Below are 21,221 nucleotides of genomic sequence, written 5' to 3'. Positions count from 1 at the left end.
AGGATACTGCCGCCCATGTCATTGCCACCCGGATTCTTGGATGAACTGCGCACCCGCCTGTCACTGACCGATGTGGTCGGGCGAAAAGTCATGTGGGATGTGCGCAAATCCAACGCCGGTAAAGGCGACATGTGGGCACCATGCCCGTTTCACACCGAAAAATCCGCTTCCTTTCATGTCGATGACAAACAAGGGTTTTACTACTGCTTCGGTTGCCACGCCAAAGGCGACGCAATCACATTCGTGCGCGAGACGGAGAACGTCTCCTTCATGGAAGCGATCGAGATTTTGGCGCGCGAGGCCGGGATGCCGATGCCCGAGCGTGATCCAAGGGCGCAACAGCAATCTGATAAACGCAGCGAACTGGCCGAGGTGAACGAGGCGGCGAACCGGTTTTTCCGGCTTCAGTTGCAACAATCGGGCGGGGCCGAGGCGCGGGCCTATCTGGACAAGCGCGGGATGTTGCCCGAGACCCGCGATCGTTTTGAGATCGGCTTTGCCCCCAACGGCAACGCGCTTTTGCGTGCGCTCAAGGATCAGGGCATCTCGGCAGAACTGGCGATTGAGGCCGGGGTTGCCGCCAAGCCTGACGATGGCCGCGAGCCTTATGATTTTTTCCGCGACCGAATCGTGTTTCCAATCCGCGATGGCCGGGGGCGGCTGATTTCCTTTGGTGGTCGCGCTATGGACCCGAATGCGCGGGCAAAATACCTTAACGGCCCGGAGCGGTTGTTGTTTGATAAGGGCGCGGCCCTGTACAACAACGGCCCGGCGCGCGCCGCCTGTGGCAAAGGTCAGACCTTGGTCGTCTCCGAAGGCTATATGGATGTGATTGCGCTCTCGGAGGCGGGGTTTGAGGCCACGGTCGCGCCACTGGGCACGGCGATCACCGAGCGGCAATTGCACCTGATGTGGCGGATGTCACCGGAGCCGGTGATTGCGCTGGATGGCGACACAGCCGGATTGCGCGCCGCCTACCGGGTGATTGATCTGGCGATGCCGCTGCTGCAGGCCGGGCAATCGCTGCGCTTTGCAATCCTGCCTGAGGGCCAGGACCCCGACGATTTGATCAAGACCAAAGGCGCGGGCGCGATGCAGGAGGTGTTGGACGCGGCGGTGCCGATGGTCACGCTGTTGTGGCGGCGTGAGACCGAGGGCAAAGTGTTCGACAGCCCGGAACGGCGCGCCACGTTGGACAAGGCGCTGCGCGATGCGATTAGGCCCATTACAGATGCCTCGATCAAAGGCCATTACGGCGAAATCCTCAAAGAAATGCGCTTTCAACTGTTCCGTCCGCAAAGATCGGGCAATGGTGGGGCGCGTGGCGGGGGCGGCAATGGCGCGGGCAACGGCGCGCCAAGACGCGCTTGGGTGCCGGGACCGGGCGGGCAGGGCCGCTATCAGATTGCCGCAGTCCCCACCGCAGGGCTTAAGGCCTCGATGATCGTCTCCGGCGATGACAATAACGCCGATTTGATGCGCGAAGCGGTGGTGTTGGCCGTGTTGATCAGCAACCCCGGTCTGGCTTTGCAGTTCTTGCCGCAATTGGAAGGGCTTCAGACCCGCACCGAGGAACATGGCGCGTTGCTCCATGCCATCCTGACCCATGCCGAGGAGACAGACGCAGCGGCTTTGCGGCAAAATGTGATCGCCATGATTGGACAAGAGACCCTTGATCGCTTGATGTCGCATCCCCATGTTCAAATCGCACCGCCCGTGCGCCGCCCCGATGCGGACACGGCGCAGATGTGCCTGACCGAAGAATTGACCAAGCTCAAAGCCAGACGCGGCTATCGGGCCGAGTTGGACGAAGGGGTCGAGGCGCTTTTGGCGGCGGATGATGAAAAATTAACCTGGCGGTTGCGACAGGCCGCCGAGGCGCGCAATCGGGCGACCAAGGCGGAGGCGGAGGACCGCACCGAGTTTGATGTGGCTGACAATGGGTTGGCCTTGTCGCGCAGTGAACGCGAGGCGTTTCATGCGCTTTTGTCTAAGATCAATCCGCAAAAATGAGCGCGTCCTGCGCTCAGATGTGCGGGGTATGGATGACATGCGGCACCTGTGCACTATCTGTTGTGCAAGTGGGGGCGGCGTTCAGTGGCCTCTGGTGCAGGAATGGTTAAGGAAATATGGGTATTCGGGTAGCGAATCGGCGAATCGCATGACATGATTCGTTTCATCCGAAGATCAGCCCTCGGGACAGGGGTGATTCGCGGGTCAACCACAGGGGCGTCGGGCCTATCCGATGCGTCTGATGGGGCCCAACAGTGACGTGAAGGGGAGTGCCGTATGGCCGCTAAGGACAACGACGACGCCAAGACCGAAGATCAAGATCAGGATGGCATGCTGGATGTAAGCCAGACCTCGGTCAAAAAGATGATCTCTGAGGCTCGTGAAAAGGGCTACATCACCTACGACCAGCTCAACAAAGTGTTGCCGCCGGAACAGGTGAGTTCTGAACAGATCGAAGATGTGATGTCGATGCTCTCAGAGATGGGCATCAATATTATTGAAGATGAAGAGGTCGAGGACGAAGACGCAGGCGACGCCAAGGGCGGTGCTTTGGTTCAGGCCACGGGCTCGCGCGATGTCGCCATGGCGGCGTCTGAGACCGAGAAACTGGATCGCACCGACGACCCCGTGCGGATGTATCTGCGCGAAATGGGCTCTGTCGAATTGCTGTCGCGCGAAGGCGAGATCGCGATTGCCAAGCGCATCGAGGCCGGTCGCAACACGATGATCTTGGGGCTGTGCGAAAGCCCGCTGACCTTTCAGGCGATCACCATCTGGCACGACGAACTTTTGTCCGAAGACATTCTTTTGCGCGATGTGATCGACCTTGAGGCCACGTTTGGCACGGGCGTGGATGGCGATGACGAAGAAAGCGTTGTCGGCGGTCTGGCCGCGAGCAGCACTTCCTCAGAGGATGAGAGCAAAGAGAAGGCGCAGGAATACGACGCCGACGGCAATCCGATCTCGACAGATGACGACGATGAGGACGACGACGAACAGGCCAACATGTCTTTGGCGGCGATGGAAGCGGCGCTGAAACCGCAGGTGCTTGAGACCCTCGCGCGCATTTCCGAAGACTTCGCCAATCTGTCCGAGATGCAGGATCTGCGGATGTCTGCGACGTTGAACGAGGACAACAGTTTTTCGGACAATGAGGAAGCGATCTATCAAAAACTGCGCTCCGAGATTGTGGTTTTGGTGAATTCACTTCACCTGCACAACAACCGGATCGAAGCGCTGATTGACCAGCTTTACGGCATCAACAAACGCGTTATGGCGATTGACTCGAATATGGTGAAACTCGCCGATCAGGCGCGGATCAACCGCAAAGAGTTCATCGACGAATATCGCGGCTATGAGTTGGACCCGTCTTGGTTGGATCGCATGGCCGAAAAGGCTGGGCGTGGCTGGCAGATGTTTGTCGAACGTCACACGCCGAAAGTCGAAGAACTGCGCTCCGAAATGGCCATGGTCGGTCAGTACGTTGGTGTGGATATTTCTGAATTCCGCCGCATCGTGCAACAGGTGCAAAAGGGCGAAAAAGAGGCCCGTCAGGCCAAGAAAGAAATGGTCGAGGCCAACCTGCGTCTGGTGATTTCGATCGCGAAAAAATACACCAACCGCGGGTTGCAATTCCTTGATCTCATTCAGGAAGGCAACATCGGCCTGATGAAAGCCGTCGATAAATTTGAATATCGTCGCGGCTATAAATTCTCCACCTATGCGACCTGGTGGATTCGTCAGGCGATCACCCGCTCCATCGCCGATCAGGCCCGCACCATCCGTATCCCTGTGCACATGATCGAAACGATCAACAAACTCGTGCGCACCGGGCGTCAGATGTTGCACGAAATCGGCCGCGAACCGACGCCTGAGGAATTGGCAGAAAAGCTGCAAATGCCTTTGGAAAAAGTCCGCAAGGTGATGAAAATCGCCAAAGAGCCGATCTCTTTGGAAACCCCGATTGGCGACGAAGAAGACAGCCAGCTCGGCGATTTCATCGAGGATAAAAACGCGATCCTGCCACTGGACGCGGCCATTCAGGAAAACCTGAAAGAGACCACAACCCGGGTCTTGGCCTCGCTCACCCCGCGCGAAGAACGCGTCCTGCGGATGCGCTTTGGCATCGGGATGAACACGGACCACACGCTCGAAGAAGTCGGCCAACAGTTCTCGGTCACCCGCGAACGCATCCGTCAGATCGAAGCGAAGGCTCTGCGGAAGCTGAAACACCCGAGCCGGTCGCGCAAACTGCGGTCGTTCTTGGATCAGTAAGTTTAAAAGGCGCTCTTTGGAGCGCCTTTTATTTTTCTAGCTTTTGCGTCTTTATCGCGCATAATTCCCTTATTTTATTGGAGGGAAATATGGCTTTTACATATCGGGAGACGCAAATTGTTAAGGGTATGTTGAATCGTGGAGACAAGCAGCACGGCGTTGCATCTTATTTCGGAGTGAACGGGGGAAGGATTGCAGAGGTTTCCACTGGAAAATGTGACTATCCAAATGCTCAGCCTTTACAGAGGATAAGCTGCCTCCTCCGGGGCCTTATGTTGGAGCAAAGACAGTTTTTGAAATCAAAGAAATCCTGTCTGAGGCTAGGGAATTAATTGAAGACGCAGGCAGTCCCGAAGGTGAAGGTGCCGTGGCGATAGATGCAATTAATGCTGCACTTAAGAAGCTGGATTAAATGATCATGAGCGCGGAACAAGGCCGCAGGCCGCCGCGCATCGCCTGACCGTCCGGCGGTCTGGCGATTTTGTGAGCGTTTTGACTCGCACAAATGTCCGAACGGCTTGGCGGGCATAAACTGCCCCATATTATCCTAGGATCGCCAGCCCCCGGTCAGGCGATCCGCGGCTTGCACTTCGCGGGCAGGGGCCTCAAACTACCCCCCAAACAGGAGGCCCGCATGTCGCTTTTCTCGAAACTCTTTGGTGGTGCGTCAAAACCCGACGGCACGCCAAAACCCACAGCCACCCAAAAAACCACCGCAAAGCCTGAGCTTTACGGCACGGACTACCGCATCTTTCCTGAGCCGATGAAGGCCGAGAACGGCTATCGCATTGCGGCCAAGATCGAAAAGGATTTTGGCGGCGAGACCCGCGCGCATATGATGATCCGGGCCGATACCATGAGCGACATCGACGATGCGCGGCGGGAAAGTCTGCGCAAGGCGCAAATCTTTATCGACCAGATGGGCGATGCGATTTTTGACGATTCCCGGATGTGACCCCGACCGCGCACGGTCAGGGTCTTGAGGTGCCGGATCAGAGCGCGGCTTTGATCGTCTTGGCAATCGGCTCGGTCGGGCGACCGATCAGCTTTGAGAGCGTCTTGCTACCGTCAAACAACGCGCCCTCAGCCGCCTTTGCGTCCGAATCCGCCAAGATCGCGGCAAACCCTGCGGGCAGGCCCGCGCCGACGAGCGCTTCGGTGAATGCCGCCTCTGGCATGTCGGTATAGGCGACCGCTTTGCCGGACAGCTCAGTGACAAGCGCTGCATATTCCGCCAGCGTATAGGCCTCATCGCCCGCAAGCTCCAACACCGCGCCATCATGGCCGCCAGCCAACACAACAGCCGCCGCATCCGCGTAATCCTGACGCGTGGCGGTGGCGAGTTTGCCCGCGCCAGCCGCCCCGAAATGTTGTCCTAATTCAATATCTTGGCCCAGCGTCATGGTGATGTTTTCGGAATACCAACCATTGCGCAACAGCGTGTGGGCAATGCCCGAGGCGGCCAACATGTCCTCGGTCGCTTTGTGTTCTTCGGCCAGCGCCATGGTGCTGTCTTGGGCATTCAGGATCGAGGTGTAGGCGATGAAGGACACGCCCGCCGCCTTGGCCGCTGCGATGACATTGCCATGCTGTACGGCGCGCTGGCCAACTTCGGAGGAGGAGATCAAAAGCAGGCGATCCACCCCGGCAAAGGCCGCCTCAAGCGCGGTTGTGTCTGTGTAGTCACCAAAGCGGGTGGCGATGCCTTTGGCGGCATAGTCTTCTGCGGCTTTGTCCGAGCGCACCAAGGCGATGATGTCGCTTTTGGCAACACGGGTGGCGAGGGCGTCGATGACGCGGTGGCCCAATTGGCCGGAGGCGCCGGTGACGAGATAGGTTGTCATGTGTCTTCCCTTTCAGTGCGAAAATGAGTATAGGTCTCACTTAGAGACTTATGCCGGACGTGAAAAGGAGGCACTTTTTCAGTCCCAGGGCACACAGAGGGAACCACGTCAAATGCGAGACAGCACCCAAAGCCGGATCGAACAATGGAAAGCCGACGGGTTTGACCCGAAAAATTGCCCGGTGCGGCAGGTGTTGGATCATCTGGCGGCCAAATGGACGACGCTGATTTTGCTGGAACTGGAGAATGGTGCGCAGCGGTTCAATGCGCTGGGGCGGGCCTTGCCGGATATTTCCAAACGGATGCTGACGCAAAGCCTGCGCGATCTGGAACGTGACGGGCTGGTGCGTCGTGAGGTGTTTGACACCAAACCGCCCAGCGTCGCCTATAGCCTGACCGATCTTGGCCGCTCTTTCCTGACGCCGCTGCATGCGATGATTGATTGGGCCGGGCATAACATGCCTGATATTGTGGCTGCCCGGAATGTGTTCGCGGCGTCTGAGGACTAAAATCTGGTTATCCACAGAAAGCTGTGGCGGCTTTTAATCCGAATTAACCTTTGAAGCGTTTCCTCTGTGTAGATCCACAGGAGAGCTGCCATGCCCTGGACCATCAAAGCCTTGATTGCCATGACCCTGACCCTTGCCGGGGCTGCGCTTGCCACGCCCGATGGGACGGCGCAAACGCAGGCCCTTGCCGAACCTGAGACCATTGTCATCACCGTGCTGCCCGAAGACCTCGATCGCTGTGTCGCAACGCTTGAAGCGGTGTTTTTTGCTCCTGTCCGTGACACCACGGTCGTCAGTGCCGCGCTCTCATCGGATGCTGCGGGGGCAACAGTGACCTGCGTGGCGCAATAGCGCGACAGCCCCATTTTCATTCGCCGCCCGCGCCGTTAGATTTGCCGCGAACAGGTTTATGTGAGGGGCCAAGATGGCGCGGTTTTCGATTGGATGGAGTGTTCTGGTGTTAAGCGCTGTGCCTTTTGGCGCTGTCGCACAGGCGGAGCCGCTGTTTCAATGCGCCTTTGCCAATGGCAAAACGGTGGTGCTTGAAACCGATGAGACGGGCGTGTCTTACCGCTTTGGTCGTCCCGGTCAGACGCCGGAATTGGCTCTGCATCGCCCTTACGATCAGATCAATGTCACGCCTTGGCCCGGTGTCGGACGCTCGATTTGGGAGGATTTGAGCCTGCACAACGGTGCGGTGACCTATCGCCTTTGGGGCGCATTGGATCGGTTGAGTGAGGATCATAACCTGTCCGCCGGGCTGATCGTTGAAAAAGGCGACGAAGAGCTGGCGCGGCTTGAATGTCTCCCCGACAGTCTCAATTACGCCGTGTTCAGCTTTTCGGATGCCTATGAGGCGGCGGGCTATTGCTGGAACTTTGAGGATTTCATCTGGCAGGAGAGCTGTGAATGAGCCTCCGCCTGTTCGAAATCCCGACACATGGGCCGGGCTTGTATGAGATCACCGCAGATGTGGCGCATTGGGTCGCGGGGGAGGGGCCCATGGAGGCGGCGTTGACCCTGATGGTCCAACACACCTCCGCCTCCCTCGTGATCCAGGAAAACGCCGACCCCGAGGTCCAAACCGACCTCGCCGCATTTTTTCACCGCTTGGTGCCGCCGACGACGGACCCCACCATGGCCTATTTGACCCATACCTATGAGGGGCCGGACGATATGCCAGCCCATATCAAATCTGCCTTGCTGCCGACAAGTATCACAATTCCTGTCATTTCGGGGCGAATGACCCTAGGAACATGGCAAGGGCTTTACCTTTTCGAACATCGCACCCGACCGCATCTGCGCAAGCTTGTGGCCTTGCTGCGCTAAATGAATGTCGCTACCACATGTCGTGGTTAAAATTTGATCTACCCAAATTCTAGGCTTCGCCCTATAGTGCCTGTGGATAAGTGGGGCAAAGACCCCACAACAACGAGGCAGTGAACAGAAGAGGGGACGCGACATGCGTTGTCCATTTTGCGGAAATGTAGATACCCAAGTGAAAGACAGCCGACCGGCTGAGGACCATGTCGCCATCCGGCGGCGGCGGTTTTGTTCGGCCTGTGGGGGGCGGTTTACCACCTATGAGCGCGTGCAACTGCGCGATCTGGTGGTGGTGAAAACCAATGGCCGTCGTGAGGATTTTGATCGCGACAAACTGGAGCGCTCAATCCGGATCGCCGCGCAAAAACGCCCAATTGAACCCGAGCGTCTGGATCAGATGATCTCTGGCATCGTGCGGCGTCTTGAGAGCCTGGGCGAGACGGATATCCCATCGAAAACCATCGGTGAGATCGTGATGGAAAGCCTCGCGCGGATTGATACCGTGGCCTATGTGCGCTTTGCGTCGGTTTATAAAAACTTCCAGGCCGCAGACGATTTTGACAAATTTGTCAGTGAGTTGCGCCCGGAAGGCAAGCACGACGAGTAAGCTTTTATGCCCGATGTCGGACCCATGCGGCACGCGCTCTCTCTGGCGGCGCGCGGGCTTGGTCGCACTTGGCCAAACCCGGCGGTCGGCTGTGTGATTATGCGCGAGGGCCGGGTTGTTGGCCGGGGATGGACTCAGCCGGGAGGTCGGCCCCATGCTGAAACCATGGCCTTGGCCCAAGCGGGCGACGCGGCGCGTGGGGCCACGGCCTATGTCACGTTGGAACCCTGTTCCCATCACGGCAAAACCCCGCCCTGCGCTGAGGCGCTGATCACGGCGGGCATCGCCCGTGTGGTCGTGGCCTTGGGCGATCCAGACCCTCGGGTGAACGGGCGCGGCTTTGCACTTTTGCAAAATGCGGGGATAAAATTAACCACGGGTGTCTGCGAAGCGGAGGCCCGCGCTGCGCAAGAAGGCTTCCTGTCCAAGGTGATTTTGGGTCGTCCGATGGTAACACTGAAACTTGCACTCTCGTGGGATGGCCGGATTGCGACGGCGACGGGTGAAAGCCAATGGATCACTGGCCCCATGGCGCGGCGTCGCGTCCATGCAATGCGGGCCAATCATGATGCGGTTTTGGTCGGGGCGGGCACGGCGCGCGCCGATGATCCAAACCTGACCGTGCGCGGTCTTGGCGTGTCGCATCAACCTGTGCGCGTGGTGATGTCGCGCCGTCTTGACCTGCCTTTGAGCGGGCAACTGGCGCGCACGGCGCAGGAGGTGCCGGTCTGGCTTGTGCATGGTCCCGATGTCTCACCCGAGCTGAAATCCGTCTGGAGGGAACTCGGCGCGGAGCTGATCGAGGCCCCTGTGGTCTATGGCCAACTCGATCCCAAAGCGAGCCTTGAAGCGCTTGGCGCACGCGGTTTAACGCGAGTGTTTTGCGAAGGCGGCGGGGCATTGGCGGCCTCGTTGATGGGGGCGCATTTGCCCGATCATGTGGCGCTGTTTACCGCCGGGCTTGCGATTGGCGCGGAGGGGATGCCGGGGCTGGGCGCACTTGGAATTGATCGGTTGCGACAGGCGCCGCGTTATGCGTTGCAGCACATCGAACAGCTCGGACCAGATGCTCTAAGCCATTGGAAACGCGCACAACCTACCGATTAAGGCCAAGGGTCGCGGCGCGCAATTGGCGCAGTTTGGCCAGCATGACCTGTACCATGTGGCTGCGGCCTTGGGAGGCTTGTGCCAAAAGATCCAAAGCCTCCTCTGGTGCAATCGCCACCCCGGTTTTGGGATCAAAATAGCGCGGATAATCAATCAAAACTGCATGGGCGAGGGCCATGAGTGACGGGCGTGCGGTGCGTCGGGCCGGAGTGTTGCCAAGGTCCTGCGTCAGGCCCCATCCGGCATAAAACGGCGCGCCGGTGCAGGTCACTGGGGTGTCGCGCAACAGCGCCTCGAACCCGATCAACGAGGTCATGGTCCAGACCTCATCACAGGCCTCAATCAGCGATAATGGATCGGCAGACTGCGCCACCACATCGGCGATCTCATCGGCATCCGTCACCTTGCCGCGGCGCAGGCCCGCCTCGACATCGGGGTGCGGTTTGTAGACGATCACCGCCTCAGGATGCGCCGCGCGCGCCGCCAAAAGCAGGGCGCGGTTGGTACAAATCTCGCCCGCGCCAAGGCGGATCGAGGCGTCATCTTCGACCTGCCCGGCGACGAGAATGCGGCGACCTTCGGGCAGGGCGGGGGCCCCCGTGCCGACATTGTATTTGCTGAGATTCAGCGCTTTGAGACGGGTGAGAAACCGCTCAATCCGATGCGCCGCACTGGCAGAAAGAGTGGTGCGCGCAGAGATCAGAGTTTCGAGACGCGAGGGGCGCGTCGGGTCGAAATAAATACCGTCATCGTCCAAAATCAACGACACGGGCCGCACAAGGGCTGCGCCAAGGCCACGTGAGCGGAGGAACCCATCCTCCAGCCGCAGGGCCGCTTTGGGATCAGCACCCCAAGCCAGATGTCTGCGACCTTGGGCGACGTCGGCGGCGATGCGTTCTGGCTCATCGGTGAAATGGATGCCGTTTGAGCCGAAATATTGACGCAGAAACGGACGTTTCCAGCGCAAAATATGGCTGGCGACATAGCCTTTGGCATCCTCGCGACGGGCGCGCCCTGTGGCTTCGAGATGGGCGAGGATGTCCTCAAAGGCACAAGGTGTGCCATGTCGATTCTGCCAGTTTGGAGTGAGCAGCATCGCGGCGGCAAAGGCTTGGGCGCGGGTGAGACGGCGACAGCGATGCGGATCGGGGGCCTCGTCATGGGTAAGGTCAAGGCCGCCATACCACGGCTGGCCAAAGACGCGTGGGCGGTGACCGGCGAAAATGGCGTCAAAGCCAAGGCCGGAACTGTGGGTGTAAACGGCGGTGGCGGCGGCAAAAAGCACCCAAGGGTTGCTTTTGGGGTCAGCGAGGGCGACCCGGTCACCTGCCATGTCGGGCTGCGCCACGCCGTTTTCGCAGGGCAAGATCACAACTTGGCTGTTCAAGTGTTCGGTCTGGGCAAACACCAACATTTCCTGAAAATCGGCCCTGGTGATGACCGGGTCAGCCTGATCTATAACCAGAACATATGGTGCATTCGGATGTGATATTTTCTCTTGATCCGCCGGGAATTTGCACAATTCAAGTTTTGCCAGCCAATCCATCGCATCGCGCGCCCGGTTCAAAAGCGCGGCATCATCCAAGGGCGCGTCACGCAAGACCGTGGGGAGTTCCATGCCGATGTTTGCTTCGGGAGTGGGCAATCCGGCATCCTGTAACAGCTCTATGAGCAGAGGCTGGGCAGAAAAAAGCCGCCCCTGCACTCTAGCAGGGGCGGTCCTCATGTCAGGGTCGTGAGCGACCATAGGGTTATTGGCCGACGGCGGAACTCAGCGTGTTGGCCGAGGCAGCCGTGCCGGTGATCGCCGAAATTGATTTCTGCCACTGGACGAACGGGGCTTCGGTCACATAGACGGTGTCCTCGTCGCGGATCAGGAAATCGCGGGCCAAGAACAACCCGTTCGGTTGGGTCAGATCCAGCACATAGATCAGGCGCTGCGGACCGACGAGGTCGTCACGGCCCAGCACCAGTTTGGAAATCTCTTCCGGTTCGTTGCGATAGACAAAGACGCCGGTTGGATCGGCGGCATTGGTTTGCAGACCGCCGACCTGCGCAATGGCTTCAAGCGCGGACAGATTGCGCGATTCGAACGGCACAACGCGTTGCGCACCTGTTGCACCAAGCGCGGTGAAGGAGCGTGGGTCGGCCTCGACAAGGATGCGGTCGCCATCACGCAGCGGAATGTCGAATTTTGGGTTTTCATAGAGGTCCTGGAACCAAATCGTCCCAACACGCGAACCACGGATGACTTTGATCTGTGCCACTTCGGGTTCAACGCCCACGCCACCCGCACGGGCCAGCATGGCGGTCAGACGGCGGGTCGGACGCTCGATCGGATAGACGCCTTGGCCGTTGATCTTGCCGGTGATGGTGACGGTCGCGCCATCGCCCGCGGCGCGGGTGACCATAACCTGCGGGTCCGGTGTCTGCGTGTCGAGTTTTTCGGTGATGATGCGGCGAATGGCTTCGGGGCTATTGCCCGCGGCTTTGATCCGACCGGCATAGGGCACGAAAATAAAACCGCCGCCGTCCACCTGAACCTCGGAGAGCACGGTGGCATTGGCACCTGCGCCGGCCAAAAGACCGTCATCGACGTTTTCCCAAATGCGCAAGGACAAGACATCGCCGGGGGCGATCGTGTCGGACCCGATCTCGCCCGCGTTCAAAAAGGCGGAGGAAAAGCCAAGCTCATTGTTGAGGGCGCTGGCGGCGTTCACGCGGTCATTGACGGTGACGACAAAGGCATCGCCCTCATTGAGGATAGACCCTGCGAAGACTTCGCGTTTGTTCGGGCCGGATCTTGGCAGGCCACAGGCCGTGAGGCTGGCGAGCACGGCCACAAGCGTCACCGCGCGGGTGGTCCGCGATGTCAGAAATGTCACTGATAGATCTCCTCTGCCCCGATTTTTATTGGGTTTAATCAGGAGGCTAATGAATAGCGAGTCAAAAATCCAGTTTGGCGGTGGTGTGGCTCGTCGACTTTGGCAGTGTGTTGCAGGGAGGCCTCTGCAATGACAGGGGATGTGTCGAATTGGGAAAATGCCCCATGATATAGGGGAGCTAGGCGGTGTTTTTGATGTGGTCTTTACTGCGAATCCCAAGCGCGATCCGATCTGAACCGAACGCGCGCGCTGTCTCCGTGGATGTCCCCGGATCAGGTGACGATGCGCAGGGGTTGGCGGGGATGCGCCGTGCCGTGTAACAGCGCTTCATCGGGGGCCTCTTGCGCCAACATCAGATCAACCACAAGGCGCAAAAGCTGTCTGCGTCCACGGGCGGAATAAAAGCCGCCCGGAATTTGCGAGGTTTCCAAAAGGAATTGCCGGTAGTCGCGATAGGCGCGGGTGTCGGGCCGTTCCGGGCGGGTGAAAAACGCTTCCAGAGTTTGGTGAGAGACGAATTCCGGCTTGTCATAGACCGCATGGCCAAACACTTTGAGCGGCAGGCCGAGGGAAAGCACCTGTTGCCCCGCCGTGGAATTGACCGTGACGGCGGAGCGCGCGGTGTGCAGCAGCCGCTGAAGTTTGCCGCCGCGCACATAATGAATACGGTCCGCAACACCGAATTCGGCAGCGATGCGACGGACCTCATGGGTGAGGTTGCGACGGTCGTTTTCCAAAGGATGGGCCTTGAACACCAGATGGTGGTGTTGCGGCGCACCGGATGCAAAGCCCGCGATCACATCGGCGATGAATTCGGGCATGGTCGCATAGGGCGAATGGACCTGAAAGCTTGTGTCATGTTCGAGTTGCAGCAGTGCGATGTGAAACGGAAAGCCCCCCGCGAGCAGGCGCCGCGTGTGCCATGCGCGCGACATGTAATGTTGCGGCATCATGATCAAGCGTTTGAAATAGAGTAAAAACTCCCGCGTGACCGGCAATTCGCGATGGCCGCGATAATGCCGGAAGGCGGAGTTTCGGAACATCACGAACCAATGATAGAGCGCGCCATAAAAGATATGTTGGCGCATGTCGCCCCAATGCGCGGGCGGTTCGATATTGTCATGGTCAATCGTGTCAAGCGCCTTGCGCATATCCGCAACAGTGAGGGTCATCAGCGAGGAGTTGCCATTGGACCCACCGCGTTCATAGGTGACCCAATAGGGGCGGATATAGCCCTCTTCAAACACATGGATGGTCAGGCCAAGCGCGCGGGCGCGTTCAATCGCCAAGGCATGAACGGGCCGGGTGTCGCCATAAAGCACGATGTCGGTGACGTTTTTATCGGCGACGATTTGGGCGAAGTGATCGGGCCAATCATCGGCGGGGTCAGAATAGGGCAGGAAGGTTTTGGTCGAAAACCAAAAGGCGCGATCACCGGCATTAAAGCCCACCCGCCACACAGTCGCCCCTGCCGCGCGCAACATCCGTCCAAGCGCCCAGAAAAACGGCCCATGCGGGCCCTGAAGCATCAGGAACACCCGTTTGGAGGAGGTTTTGGTGTTTGGTGTGATCCGCATGTTGCTTTCTTGGGGCATGTGAGGGGCAATGTCTTTGTTATTTTGACGATTAGATTAAGAATTAGGCGGATTTGTGACCTGAAGGGCGCAGCGCGTGGCCAGATCGCAGGTGAGAAAGAGCAGGGGTCAGTTTGGCGCAAAAAGGTGAACAAACCCTCTGCGCCCGTCATGCGGGTGCTTGCAGGGGCGCAAGCGGGGCGTTACCCCTAAACGCAACCCAAAGATCAACGCATGGAGGCGGCATGTTTACAGGGATCATCACCGACGTCGGAACAGTGCTTGAATTGGAGCAGCGCGGCGATTTGCGGGCGCGGATCGGCTGTCGCTATGACGTGGACGGGATCGAGATCGGCGCGTCCATCGCCTGTGACGGGGTGTGTTTGACGGTGGTGGCGCTTGGCGTGTCGCCGCAAAACTGGTTCGACGTGCAGATCAGCGCGGAATCGGTGTCGAAAACCAACATCGGCGCCTGGACGGTGGGCAAGCCGGTCAATCTTGAACGCGCCTTGAAGCTGGGCGACGAATTGGGCGGACACATTGTGTCGGGCCATGTCGATGGCGTGGCGGTGATCACAGCGATGGTGGACGAGGGCGAGAGCACGCGGATCAGCTTTGAGGCGCCCGAAGCTCTGGCCAAATTTATTGCCCCGAAAGGCTCGGTGGCGCTCAATGGCACGTCTTTGACGGTCAATGAGGTGGCGGGCCGCAGCTTTGGCATCAACGTGATCCCGCACACCCAGGAGGTGACCACATGGGGCGCGGCCAAGGTCGGGGATCGGGTGAATTTGGAGATCGACACATTGGCGCGCTATGTCGCGCGGCTTCAGGAGTGGCAGGCATGAGCGGCATCGGGCACAACAACGGCCCGGCCTTTGATCGCGGCGTGAGGTTTCGCAAACTGGCCTGGAGCAAAGCGCGCAAGGGGTTGTTGGGAGAGACATTGCCGATCGAAGTGATCCGGATGCGGGTGCGCCGGGCCGCAGAGCTGGGCTTGCCGTATCGGTCTTACGCCTCGATCCGGGCCAGCACCGGGCGCGATGTTTTGGGATTTCTGTTCTCGTCGAACGCGCTGCGGCTGATCCGGGCCGGAGACAGTTTGCCCGCGCGCCATGCCGACACGCTGGCACAGATCAAAGCCACGCGGATCGCGGCGGTTCACCAGCCTTTGGCCACCGAAACGATTGCCGCGCTGGCAGGGATTGATCGCGCAGGACGCGCGCCCGCGCCCTTGGCCGGGTGGGGCGCGCAGCGGGCGGCGTTGAATGCCCTGTTTGAGGGCACAAAGCTGCCGCGCGATTCTGTTTTGCTGATCCATGATGCGCCGTTTGAGGCGGAATGGGTTGCGGTCGGGAAATTGGCGGGATTTATCCCGGCCCCTGCGTTTTTTACGGCCTGACCAGACGGGCCTTCCAGACGGGCCTTGGAGAATCGCGAAAATGCAGCGCAATTGTGCGCGCATCATCGTCCTCGCCCTGCGCGTTTGACTGGCATTTGCGATCATGACGCTGTACGGAGAGGCACCCTAAGGATCAAGAGGCCGCCCGAGACCATGTCCGACATCACAGAGACTGACAGCTACGACACCGCGATTTCCCCGATTGAGGAAATCATCGAGGATGCCCGCAACGGGCGGATGTTTATCCTGATTGATCACGAAGATCGCGAGAACGAAGGTGATCTGGTGATCCCCTCGCAAATGGCCACCCCAGAAGCGATCAATTTCATGGCCACCCATGGGCGCGGTCTGATCTGTGTGACGCTGACCGGGGAACGGATTGACGCGCTGGGCCTGCCGATGATGGCGTCGAACAATTCCTCGCGCCACGAAACCGCATTCACCATTTCGATCGAGGCGAAAGAGGGCGTGTCCACCGGGATTTCCGCCCATGATCGCGCGCGCACCGTCGCCGTGGCGATTGACCCGTCGAAAACCGCCGCTGACATTGCCACGCCGGGACATATTTTCCCGCTGCGGGCCCGCGACGGCGGTGTGTTGGTCCGCGCCGGTCACACCGAGGCCGGTGTCGATGTGGCGCGTCTGGCGGGGCTTCAGCCCAGCTCGGTGATCTGTGAGATCATGAACGAGGATGGCACCATGTCGCGTCTGCCGGACCTTGTGTCCTTCGCGCAAAAACACGGGCTGAAAATCGGCACCATCTCCGATCTGATCGCCTACCGCCGCCGTCACGACAACCTTGTGACCAAAACCGCCCACCGCGAAGTGGTGTCGGAATTTGGCGGCGCATGGGACATGACGATCTATTCCGACGTGCTGCAAGGCGCGGAACATATCGTTTTGACCAAGGGTGACATCACCACGCCCGCGCCGGTTCTGACCCGGATGCACGCGCTCAATCCGCTTGAAGACGTGTTGGGCATTGGCAAAACCTCGCGCGAAATCGAAGGCGCGATGGATGTGATCGCGCATGAGGGCCGGGGCGTCGTGGTCTTGCTGCGAGACCTGACGATGAAGCTGGCCGCGGATGAAGCCTCGCCGCACACCCTGCGCCAGTACGGCATCGGCGCGCAGATTCTGGCCGCCCTTGGCCTGCATGATCTGATCCTTGTCACTGACAACCCACAGCCGAAAGTGCCGGGGCTTGAGGCCTTTGGCCTGACCATCACCGGCACGCGCAAGATTTCTCAGGAGGGCTAAGACATGGCCGCGAATGAACAGCACCACATCCTCGATCTGCCGACATTCGACAAGCCGGTCAAACTTTTGATCGTGGTCGCGCCTTATTACAAAGACATTGCCGACGAATTGGTCGCAGGCGCCAAGGCTGTGACCGAAGAGGTTGGCGGCACCTGGGATCTGGTCGAGGTGCCCGGCGCTTTGGAAGTGCCGACCGCGATCTCCATCGCTGATAAAATGTCGAACTTTGACGGTTATGTCGCGCTGGGCTGTGTGATCCGGGGCGAAACCACCCATTATGACACGGTTTGCAACGACAGCTCGCGGGCTTTGCAACTCATGGGCTTGCAAGGGCTGTGCATCGGCAATGGCATCCTGACGGTCGAAAATCGTGAGCAAGCTGTGGTGCGCGCCGAGGCCAAGGGGCAAAATAAAGGTGGTGGAGCGGCGGCTGCGGCCTTGCATCTCATCGCGCTTTCGCGCAAATGGGCAAACCCGAGCAAGGGCGTGGGATTTCATTCCGACGCGATCCGTATGGCCCAAGACACTCAGGCAAGTGAATCCACAGGACCGAAAAACGCATGACCTCTGACAACACCGACCATTTGAAACCGCCCTCAAAGCGCGAAAAGAAATCTGCCGCGCGCCTCTATGCGGTGCAGGCGCTGTTTCAGATGGAAGCCTCTGACATGACGGTCGATAAGGTGCGCCGCCAGTTTTACGATTTCTTCTTTGGTCTGGTGACCGAGGAAGAGGGCGAATTCATCGACGGCGACAGCGACCTGTTCCATGAGATCACCGAAGTGGCGGTCAATGAACAGGCCAAGATCGACCAAATGACCGACCGCGCGCTGGTGGCGAAATGGCCGATTGCGCGGATTGATTCGACGCTGCGGGCGATTTTCCGGGCGGCGGGGGCGGAGCTTTTGTCCGGGCTGACGCCGCCGAAAGTGGTGATTGTGGAATTTGTCGACGTGGCCAAAGCGTTTTACCCCGAGGGGCGCGAGGCGAAATTCGTCAACGCGGTGTTGGATCATATGGCCCGCGAAGTGAGACCCGAGGCCTTTTGAGGCCTGAGCGCGGAGCACATCAACAGGTGAGGCGCGTTTTGACGCGTTTTGAACCTTCTCGAAGCAAACGCCCCGCAATCGTCGGGGCGTTGTCGCGTTGAGGGGGGACATGCCCCCTGCGGCGAAAGGGGACGTGGAAAATCCACCAAAACATGCTACATCTTGTGAATATGTTCTCGCATAGGAGCGCTGCCATGCCCAAGCTCATCAAACTTTACATCACTCAGGTGCTGATCGGCTTTGCCATTTCAGCGACCTTTGTCGCTGCGCTGCTCTATTTCAACGTCGCCAATATGTGGCACCTTGTGACCCATTCCGACATTGGTTGGCTTGCGGCGCTGATTCTATGGCTGGCCAATGGTGTGGTGTTTTCCGGCGTGCAATTCGCGATCACGATCATGCGGATGGCCGGGAAAGACGATGACGACCATGGCGGCAAACACGATGATATTCCGCTGCGCGTGTTGGAACCGATCCGGGTTGAGCACAGCGATCGCGCTTAAATCCCCGTCGCTTAAATCCTCGTCAAAGCATAAACAAAACGCGCCCAAAGCGAGGGCGCGTTTCGTGTTTGAAAGTGGCGGGGGACCACAGCATCCGTAGCAGTGCGTTGCTCCCGAAGCCTGAATATTCAGGTGGGCGCCAGATAACCAAACCACGGTCTGGACAGAGCCAGCCCCCTTTCGGTTGCTTAAGGCCACCGGAGTCTTGCACCCATATGTACGAAACGAGCAGATCCCGCCACCGCAGGAGATAGTCCGTCAGCGGGCCAAAGACAAGGGGCCGCCCCGCGATAGGCGCAGCAGGCGCGGCAGGCGGATCAGGTCAAGGCGCGGCGGCTGGGCGGCTGGAGCGGCCAAGGTCCAGCAGATGGAGAGCGCGCATTTGACCACTGCCCAGTCCAAAAGCCGCTGACGATCCAGACCGGTTTCATGGGCATAGGCTTCGGCCATCCGTGCGAAACGCGCAACGGACAGGGTTTCGTCCTTTGCCCCCTTTGGATTGCGAAAGGCATTGGCGGGCTCATAATGCGGGTCGCCACAGATCACTTTGGGATCAATCACCGTCCAGTGGCCGGGCGTCCCAATCACATTGTCATGATGCAAATCGCCATGCAGCGGTTGCACCCGTTCCGTGCTGATCAGCAGGGTTTCGATCAAGGCCTTGGCGCGCATCATTGCGGCATGTTCCGAGGCCCGGAGGCGTGGGTCGCCGGCAAAGCGCCTGAGCGCGCGGGTATAGTCGGGCAGGGCGGCAAAGCCTTGGGCCTGTTTTGGTGCGGCGCGCAGAAGAGCGGCGGTCAAACACGCCAACTCTGACGTGGCCCGGTCATCGTGACCGTTTCGCGACAGATCGCCCAAAGGCGCGCCCTCGACCCAGTCGAACAAAAGCGCATCCGAATGGGCCGCGCGCAACCGGGCGATGAGACCCGAGGCCCCAAAGGCGCGGTCCCACGGCTCTGCCGCCCGTTCGCTGCCACCTTTGCCGGGCTGAAACAGTTTGAGCGCGGCGGCTTGCCCTTTTGCGTCCATCACGCGCCAGACATGGGCATGGCCCTCTGTCTTGAGCGGGAGGGGCGCATGTAAAGACCAAAGCGTGAGATAGGGGGACGGATCAAGCATGGGTGAACAATAGAGGGACTGCGGAAACGGGAAAGAGTGAATTTTCGCTTGCGATTTGTTTACGGTTTGTTCACCTTTGGGCTATGCAAACCGATGATCCCGCCCATTTTCCCTGTCCACCCGTTCACACCAAACCCGGCCAGGTTCTGGCGCGCGGGGTCTGTCGGTATTTGCGCACGCTTGATGTCACCTGCGTCGAGGAAATGGTGCCCACACGCGGATTGCGCGTTGATGTGATGGGGCTGGGGCCGAAGGGGGAGATCTGGGTGGTTGAGTGCAAATCAAGCCGCGCCGATTTCATGTCGGACAGCAAATGGCAGGGCTATCTGCCTTGGTGTGATCGGTATTTCTTTGCGGTGGATCAGGTGTTTCCGACGGAGATTTTGCCCGAGGAGACCGGGTTGATCCTTGCTGATGGCTATGGCGCGGAGATTGTTCGGATGCCGGATGAAAACAAGCTGCCCACAGCACGGCGCAAGGTTTTACACCTGAGTTTCGCGCGCCAAGCCGCGCTGCGGTTGCAAAGCTACCGCGATCCGGGCGTGGCGGCGCTGTTTGGTGGTTGAGGCCTATTTCGCCAGTTTGCGCGCTTGGGCGGCGGCGGCGCAAAGCTCTTCGGCGATCTCTTCGGCCTCTTCGGGTTCAAAATCCATCGGGATTTCAACGCCCTTGGCCTCGATGAACAAACGCACCATGCCAAGCGAGGTTGGCCCGATTTGCAGATTTGCTTCGATATCTTGTTCCGAGTTGATGCCCATGCGCTTGGCTCCTTTTCGACCCAAAAGGAAGTACGACTTTGGGCTCTGGATGACAAGAGGGCGCAGGGTCAGCTTAGCCAAGGCGCACCACCTTGGGCGTTTGATCACAAGCCGCTTTGATTTGGGTGGATATTTTCGTAAACTGCCCTTGCATTCAGGTGGAGGGACAGGTAAATCCCCCGCCAGTGCCGCCATAGCTCAGTAGGTTAGAGCGCCTGATTGTGGATCAGGAGGTCCCCCGTTCGAGCCGGGGTGGTGGTACCATTAAAATCAATGACTTACACGATTTGGGCGATGATCCAAAAAACTCTGGCTACCACCGGGCTACCACCGTGCAGAATTTCGCGGTGATTTGAGCCTATAGAATCCCCGCGCCCCGGATGGGCAGGGGGAGAGGTCGCGCTTGCTGTGATCGTGTTCAAGACATGAAGCGGAAAGGGCAATCCGGTCGGGGGGAGATCCCACTTGGTTGACGGGCCGCGCCGGGTGGCGGCGTTCGAAATTCAGACAGGGGGATGCGCCTCAGGTCTGACCCTCAGCGGAAAACCAAATCCGGCGTGACTAAAACCCCTGTTACTTCTGTTACTCTGTTACCTATTCTATAAACTATTGTTATTATTATATTTTATTTGGTTTGGGTGGTAACAAAACCCAATTTAACTTTTGTTACCCTGTTACGCATAACTCATTGAAAATAAACAAAAACTAATTTCACCTTGGTCTTTTTTCCCTATTTACACACTTGCGAAAATAATAGTCCTCTCTCCGGTTCCTAGCCTAAATCCGAGATTTTCAGCATACCCCCCCCCCATATGGCGCAGAGCGGTCAGCCGATGCCCCGAGGGCGCGGACCGCATGGGCTTTTTTGTCTGGGCCTTGGCCTTTCGCGGCAATCCGTGCCGCGCAGTGCTGTAGCCGGATATTTTGGCGCGACAGTGCCACATGCCCTACCGGGGCGCGGGGGATACAGAAAAGGCCCAGAGCGCTTGCCCTAGGCC

General features: G+C 59.0%; 22 protein-coding genes and 1 tRNA gene. 17 read left to right on the top strand and 6 right to left on the bottom strand.

Annotation, left to right across the window (positions count from 1 at the left end; translation table 11 throughout):
* The first annotated feature begins 15 nt into the window (after positions 1–15).
* The 3 genes from dnaG to BLT54_RS03055 all read left to right on the top strand — a co-directional run bounded on the left by dnaG (position 16) and on the right by BLT54_RS03055 (position 5,242).
* The gene (gene dnaG / locus BLT54_RS03070; RefSeq protein ID WP_074640906.1) at positions 16–2,013 is read left to right on the top strand and encodes a DNA primase; all 1,998 of its coding nucleotides are present in this window, start codon (positions 16–18) and stop codon (positions 2,011–2,013) included.
* Positions 2,014–2,289: 276 nt separating this feature from the next.
* Complete coding sequence (gene rpoD / locus BLT54_RS03065; protein ID WP_074640903.1) at positions 2,290–4,287, top strand: RNA polymerase sigma factor RpoD; 1,998 nt, start codon at positions 2,290–2,292, stop codon at positions 4,285–4,287.
* Between the two features lie 634 nt (positions 4,288–4,921).
* Positions 4,922–5,242, top strand: coding sequence for an HlyU family transcriptional regulator (locus tag BLT54_RS03055; RefSeq protein ID WP_074640901.1), 321 nt, complete (start codon positions 4,922–4,924; stop codon positions 5,240–5,242).
* Between the two features lie 37 nt (positions 5,243–5,279).
* Here BLT54_RS03055 and BLT54_RS03050 read toward each other — a convergent pair whose 3' ends face one another.
* Positions 5,280–6,131, bottom strand: a complete 852-nt coding sequence (locus BLT54_RS03050; protein ID WP_074640899.1) for an SDR family oxidoreductase — start codon at positions 6,129–6,131, stop codon at positions 5,280–5,282.
* Between the two features lie 112 nt (positions 6,132–6,243).
* Between BLT54_RS03050 and BLT54_RS03045 the strand changes: the two genes are divergently transcribed.
* The 6 genes from BLT54_RS03045 to ribD all read left to right on the top strand — a co-directional run bounded on the left by BLT54_RS03045 (position 6,244) and on the right by ribD (position 9,676).
* Positions 6,244–6,639 carry a winged helix-turn-helix transcriptional regulator gene (locus tag BLT54_RS03045; RefSeq protein ID WP_074640897.1) on the top strand — a complete coding sequence of 132 codons (396 nt, stop codon included), beginning with the start codon at positions 6,244–6,246 and terminating at the stop codon, positions 6,637–6,639.
* A gap of 90 nt (positions 6,640–6,729) precedes the next feature.
* A complete protein-coding gene (locus tag BLT54_RS03040; protein WP_074640895.1) occupies positions 6,730–6,990 on the top strand; it encodes a hypothetical protein in 261 nt (86 codons plus the stop codon).
* Between the two features lie 73 nt (positions 6,991–7,063).
* On the top strand, positions 7,064–7,552 hold the full coding sequence (locus BLT54_RS03035) for a hypothetical protein (protein ID WP_074640893.1): 489 nt from the start codon (positions 7,064–7,066) through the stop codon (positions 7,550–7,552).
* A complete protein-coding gene (locus BLT54_RS03030; protein WP_074640891.1) occupies positions 7,549–7,968 on the top strand; it encodes a secondary thiamine-phosphate synthase enzyme YjbQ in 420 nt (139 codons plus the stop codon). The genes BLT54_RS03035 and BLT54_RS03030 overlap by 4 nt, the downstream gene beginning before the upstream one ends.
* 133 nt (positions 7,969–8,101) lie before the next feature.
* Positions 8,102–8,569 (top strand): transcriptional regulator NrdR, encoded by a 468-nt coding sequence (nrdR, locus tag BLT54_RS03025; protein ID WP_009572755.1) that lies wholly within the window; start codon positions 8,102–8,104, stop codon positions 8,567–8,569.
* A 6-nt stretch (positions 8,570–8,575) separates the two neighbouring features.
* Entirely contained in the window at positions 8,576–9,676 is a 1,101-nt protein-coding gene (gene ribD, locus BLT54_RS03020) for a bifunctional diaminohydroxyphosphoribosylaminopyrimidine deaminase/5-amino-6-(5-phosphoribosylamino)uracil reductase RibD (RefSeq protein ID WP_074640888.1), read from the top strand.
* On the opposite strand, the gene BLT54_RS03015 is transcribed toward ribD, so the two are convergent.
* The 3 genes from BLT54_RS03015 to BLT54_RS03005 all read right to left on the bottom strand — a co-directional run bounded on the left by BLT54_RS03015 (position 9,666) and on the right by BLT54_RS03005 (position 14,138).
* A complete protein-coding gene (locus tag BLT54_RS03015; protein WP_176832813.1) occupies positions 9,666–11,321 on the bottom strand; it encodes a capsular polysaccharide biosynthesis protein in 1,656 nt (551 codons plus the stop codon). The genes ribD and BLT54_RS03015 overlap by 11 nt on opposite strands.
* Before the next feature lie 106 nt (positions 11,322–11,427).
* Complete coding sequence (locus BLT54_RS03010; RefSeq protein ID WP_083351657.1) at positions 11,428–12,561, bottom strand: polysaccharide biosynthesis/export family protein; 1,134 nt, start codon at positions 12,559–12,561, stop codon at positions 11,428–11,430.
* Between the two features lie 272 nt (positions 12,562–12,833).
* A complete protein-coding gene (locus BLT54_RS03005) occupies positions 12,834–14,138 on the bottom strand; it encodes a capsule biosynthesis protein (RefSeq protein WP_245707937.1) in 1,305 nt (434 codons plus the stop codon).
* A 242-nt stretch (positions 14,139–14,380) separates the two neighbouring features.
* Here BLT54_RS03005 and BLT54_RS03000 point away from each other — a divergent pair, with 242 nt between their 5' ends.
* The 6 genes from BLT54_RS03000 to BLT54_RS02975 all read left to right on the top strand — a co-directional run bounded on the left by BLT54_RS03000 (position 14,381) and on the right by BLT54_RS02975 (position 18,346).
* Positions 14,381–14,980, top strand: coding sequence for a riboflavin synthase (locus tag BLT54_RS03000; RefSeq protein ID WP_074640882.1), 600 nt, complete (start codon positions 14,381–14,383; stop codon positions 14,978–14,980).
* Positions 14,977–15,534, top strand: a complete 558-nt coding sequence (locus BLT54_RS02995; protein ID WP_074640880.1) for a hypothetical protein — start codon at positions 14,977–14,979, stop codon at positions 15,532–15,534. Before BLT54_RS03000 ends, BLT54_RS02995 begins: the two co-directional genes overlap by 4 nt.
* 153 nt (positions 15,535–15,687) lie before the next feature.
* A complete protein-coding gene (ribB, locus tag BLT54_RS02990; protein WP_074640878.1) occupies positions 15,688–16,794 on the top strand; it encodes a 3,4-dihydroxy-2-butanone-4-phosphate synthase in 1,107 nt (368 codons plus the stop codon).
* 3 nt (positions 16,795–16,797) lie between these two features.
* Positions 16,798–17,358: a 6,7-dimethyl-8-ribityllumazine synthase gene (locus tag BLT54_RS02985; RefSeq protein WP_074640876.1), complete on the top strand. Its 561-nt coding sequence runs from the start codon at positions 16,798–16,800 to the stop codon at positions 17,356–17,358.
* Positions 17,355–17,843: a transcription antitermination factor NusB gene (gene nusB / locus BLT54_RS02980; RefSeq protein ID WP_074640873.1), complete on the top strand. Its 489-nt coding sequence runs from the start codon at positions 17,355–17,357 to the stop codon at positions 17,841–17,843. The genes BLT54_RS02985 and nusB overlap by 4 nt, the downstream gene beginning before the upstream one ends.
* Positions 17,844–18,037: 194 nt before the next feature.
* Entirely contained in the window at positions 18,038–18,346 is a 309-nt protein-coding gene (locus BLT54_RS02975; protein WP_074640871.1) for a hypothetical protein, read from the top strand.
* A gap of 258 nt (positions 18,347–18,604) precedes the next feature.
* On the opposite strand, the gene BLT54_RS02970 is transcribed toward BLT54_RS02975, so the two are convergent.
* Positions 18,605–19,465 (bottom strand): aminoglycoside phosphotransferase family protein, encoded by an 861-nt coding sequence (locus BLT54_RS02970; protein ID WP_074640868.1) that lies wholly within the window; start codon positions 19,463–19,465, stop codon positions 18,605–18,607.
* Between the two features lie 83 nt (positions 19,466–19,548).
* On the opposite strand from BLT54_RS02970, the gene BLT54_RS02965 reads away from it, so the two are divergent.
* Positions 19,549–20,031 carry an MmcB family DNA repair protein gene (locus BLT54_RS02965; RefSeq protein WP_074640866.1) on the top strand — a complete coding sequence of 161 codons (483 nt, stop codon included), beginning with the start codon at positions 19,549–19,551 and terminating at the stop codon, positions 20,029–20,031.
* Positions 20,032–20,034: 3 nt separating this feature from the next.
* Here the strand turns inward: BLT54_RS02965 and BLT54_RS02960 are convergent, their stop codons facing one another.
* Entirely contained in the window at positions 20,035–20,223 is a 189-nt protein-coding gene (locus BLT54_RS02960) for a DUF6324 family protein (protein WP_009572740.1), read from the bottom strand.
* 187 nt (positions 20,224–20,410) lie between these two features.
* Here BLT54_RS02960 and BLT54_RS02955 point away from each other — a divergent pair.
* Positions 20,411–20,487, top strand: a tRNA-His gene (locus BLT54_RS02955).
* Positions 20,488–21,221 lie beyond the last annotated feature (734 nt).

Origin of the sequence: Celeribacter baekdonensis, from assembly GCF_900102315.1 — a bacterium.
GTDB lineage: Bacteria > Pseudomonadota > Alphaproteobacteria > Rhodobacterales > Rhodobacteraceae > Celeribacter > Celeribacter baekdonensis.
Note: the sequence above shows the minus strand (reverse complement) of the source record. Positions and strands in the feature narration are given on the sequence as shown.

Bases quoted from the DNA above. Each gene is read 5' to 3' on its own strand.
- BLT54_RS03055 (WP_074640901.1), top strand. From the start codon at position 4,922: ATGTCGCTTTTCTCGAAACTCTTTGGTGGTGCGTCAAAACCCGACGGC.
- rpoD (WP_074640903.1), top strand. From the start codon at position 2,290: ATGGCCGCTAAGGACAACGACGACGCCAAGACCGAAGATCAAGATCAG.
- BLT54_RS02995 (WP_074640880.1), top strand. From the start codon at position 14,977: ATGAGCGGCATCGGGCACAACAACGGCCCGGCCTTTGATCGCGGCGTG.
- BLT54_RS03040 (WP_074640895.1), top strand. From the start codon at position 6,730: ATGCCCTGGACCATCAAAGCCTTGATTGCCATGACCCTGACCCTTGCC.
- BLT54_RS03045 (WP_074640897.1), top strand. From the start codon at position 6,244: ATGCGAGACAGCACCCAAAGCCGGATCGAACAATGGAAAGCCGACGGG.
- nusB (WP_074640873.1), top strand. From the start codon at position 17,355: ATGACCTCTGACAACACCGACCATTTGAAACCGCCCTCAAAGCGCGAA.
- BLT54_RS02985 (WP_074640876.1), top strand. From the start codon at position 16,798: ATGGCCGCGAATGAACAGCACCACATCCTCGATCTGCCGACATTCGAC.
- BLT54_RS02960 (WP_009572740.1), bottom strand. From the start codon at position 20,223: ATGGGCATCAACTCGGAACAAGATATCGAAGCAAATCTGCAAATCGGG.
- BLT54_RS03035 (WP_074640893.1), top strand. From the start codon at position 7,064: ATGGCGCGGTTTTCGATTGGATGGAGTGTTCTGGTGTTAAGCGCTGTG.
- BLT54_RS03030 (WP_074640891.1), top strand. From the start codon at position 7,549: ATGAGCCTCCGCCTGTTCGAAATCCCGACACATGGGCCGGGCTTGTAT.
- BLT54_RS03050 (WP_074640899.1), bottom strand. From the start codon at position 6,131: ATGACAACCTATCTCGTCACCGGCGCCTCCGGCCAATTGGGCCACCGC.
- BLT54_RS02965 (WP_074640866.1), top strand. From the start codon at position 19,549: ATGCAAACCGATGATCCCGCCCATTTTCCCTGTCCACCCGTTCACACC.
- BLT54_RS03005 (WP_245707937.1), bottom strand. From the start codon at position 14,138: ATGCGGATCACACCAAACACCAAAACCTCCTCCAAACGGGTGTTCCTG.
- ribD (WP_074640888.1), top strand. From the start codon at position 8,576: ATGCCCGATGTCGGACCCATGCGGCACGCGCTCTCTCTGGCGGCGCGC.
- ribB (WP_074640878.1), top strand. From the start codon at position 15,688: ATGTCCGACATCACAGAGACTGACAGCTACGACACCGCGATTTCCCCG.
- nrdR (WP_009572755.1), top strand. From the start codon at position 8,102: ATGCGTTGTCCATTTTGCGGAAATGTAGATACCCAAGTGAAAGACAGC.
- BLT54_RS03000 (WP_074640882.1), top strand. From the start codon at position 14,381: ATGTTTACAGGGATCATCACCGACGTCGGAACAGTGCTTGAATTGGAG.
- dnaG (WP_074640906.1), top strand. From the start codon at position 16: ATGTCATTGCCACCCGGATTCTTGGATGAACTGCGCACCCGCCTGTCA.
- BLT54_RS02970 (WP_074640868.1), bottom strand. From the start codon at position 19,465: ATGCTTGATCCGTCCCCCTATCTCACGCTTTGGTCTTTACATGCGCCC.
- BLT54_RS02975 (WP_074640871.1), top strand. From the start codon at position 18,038: ATGCCCAAGCTCATCAAACTTTACATCACTCAGGTGCTGATCGGCTTT.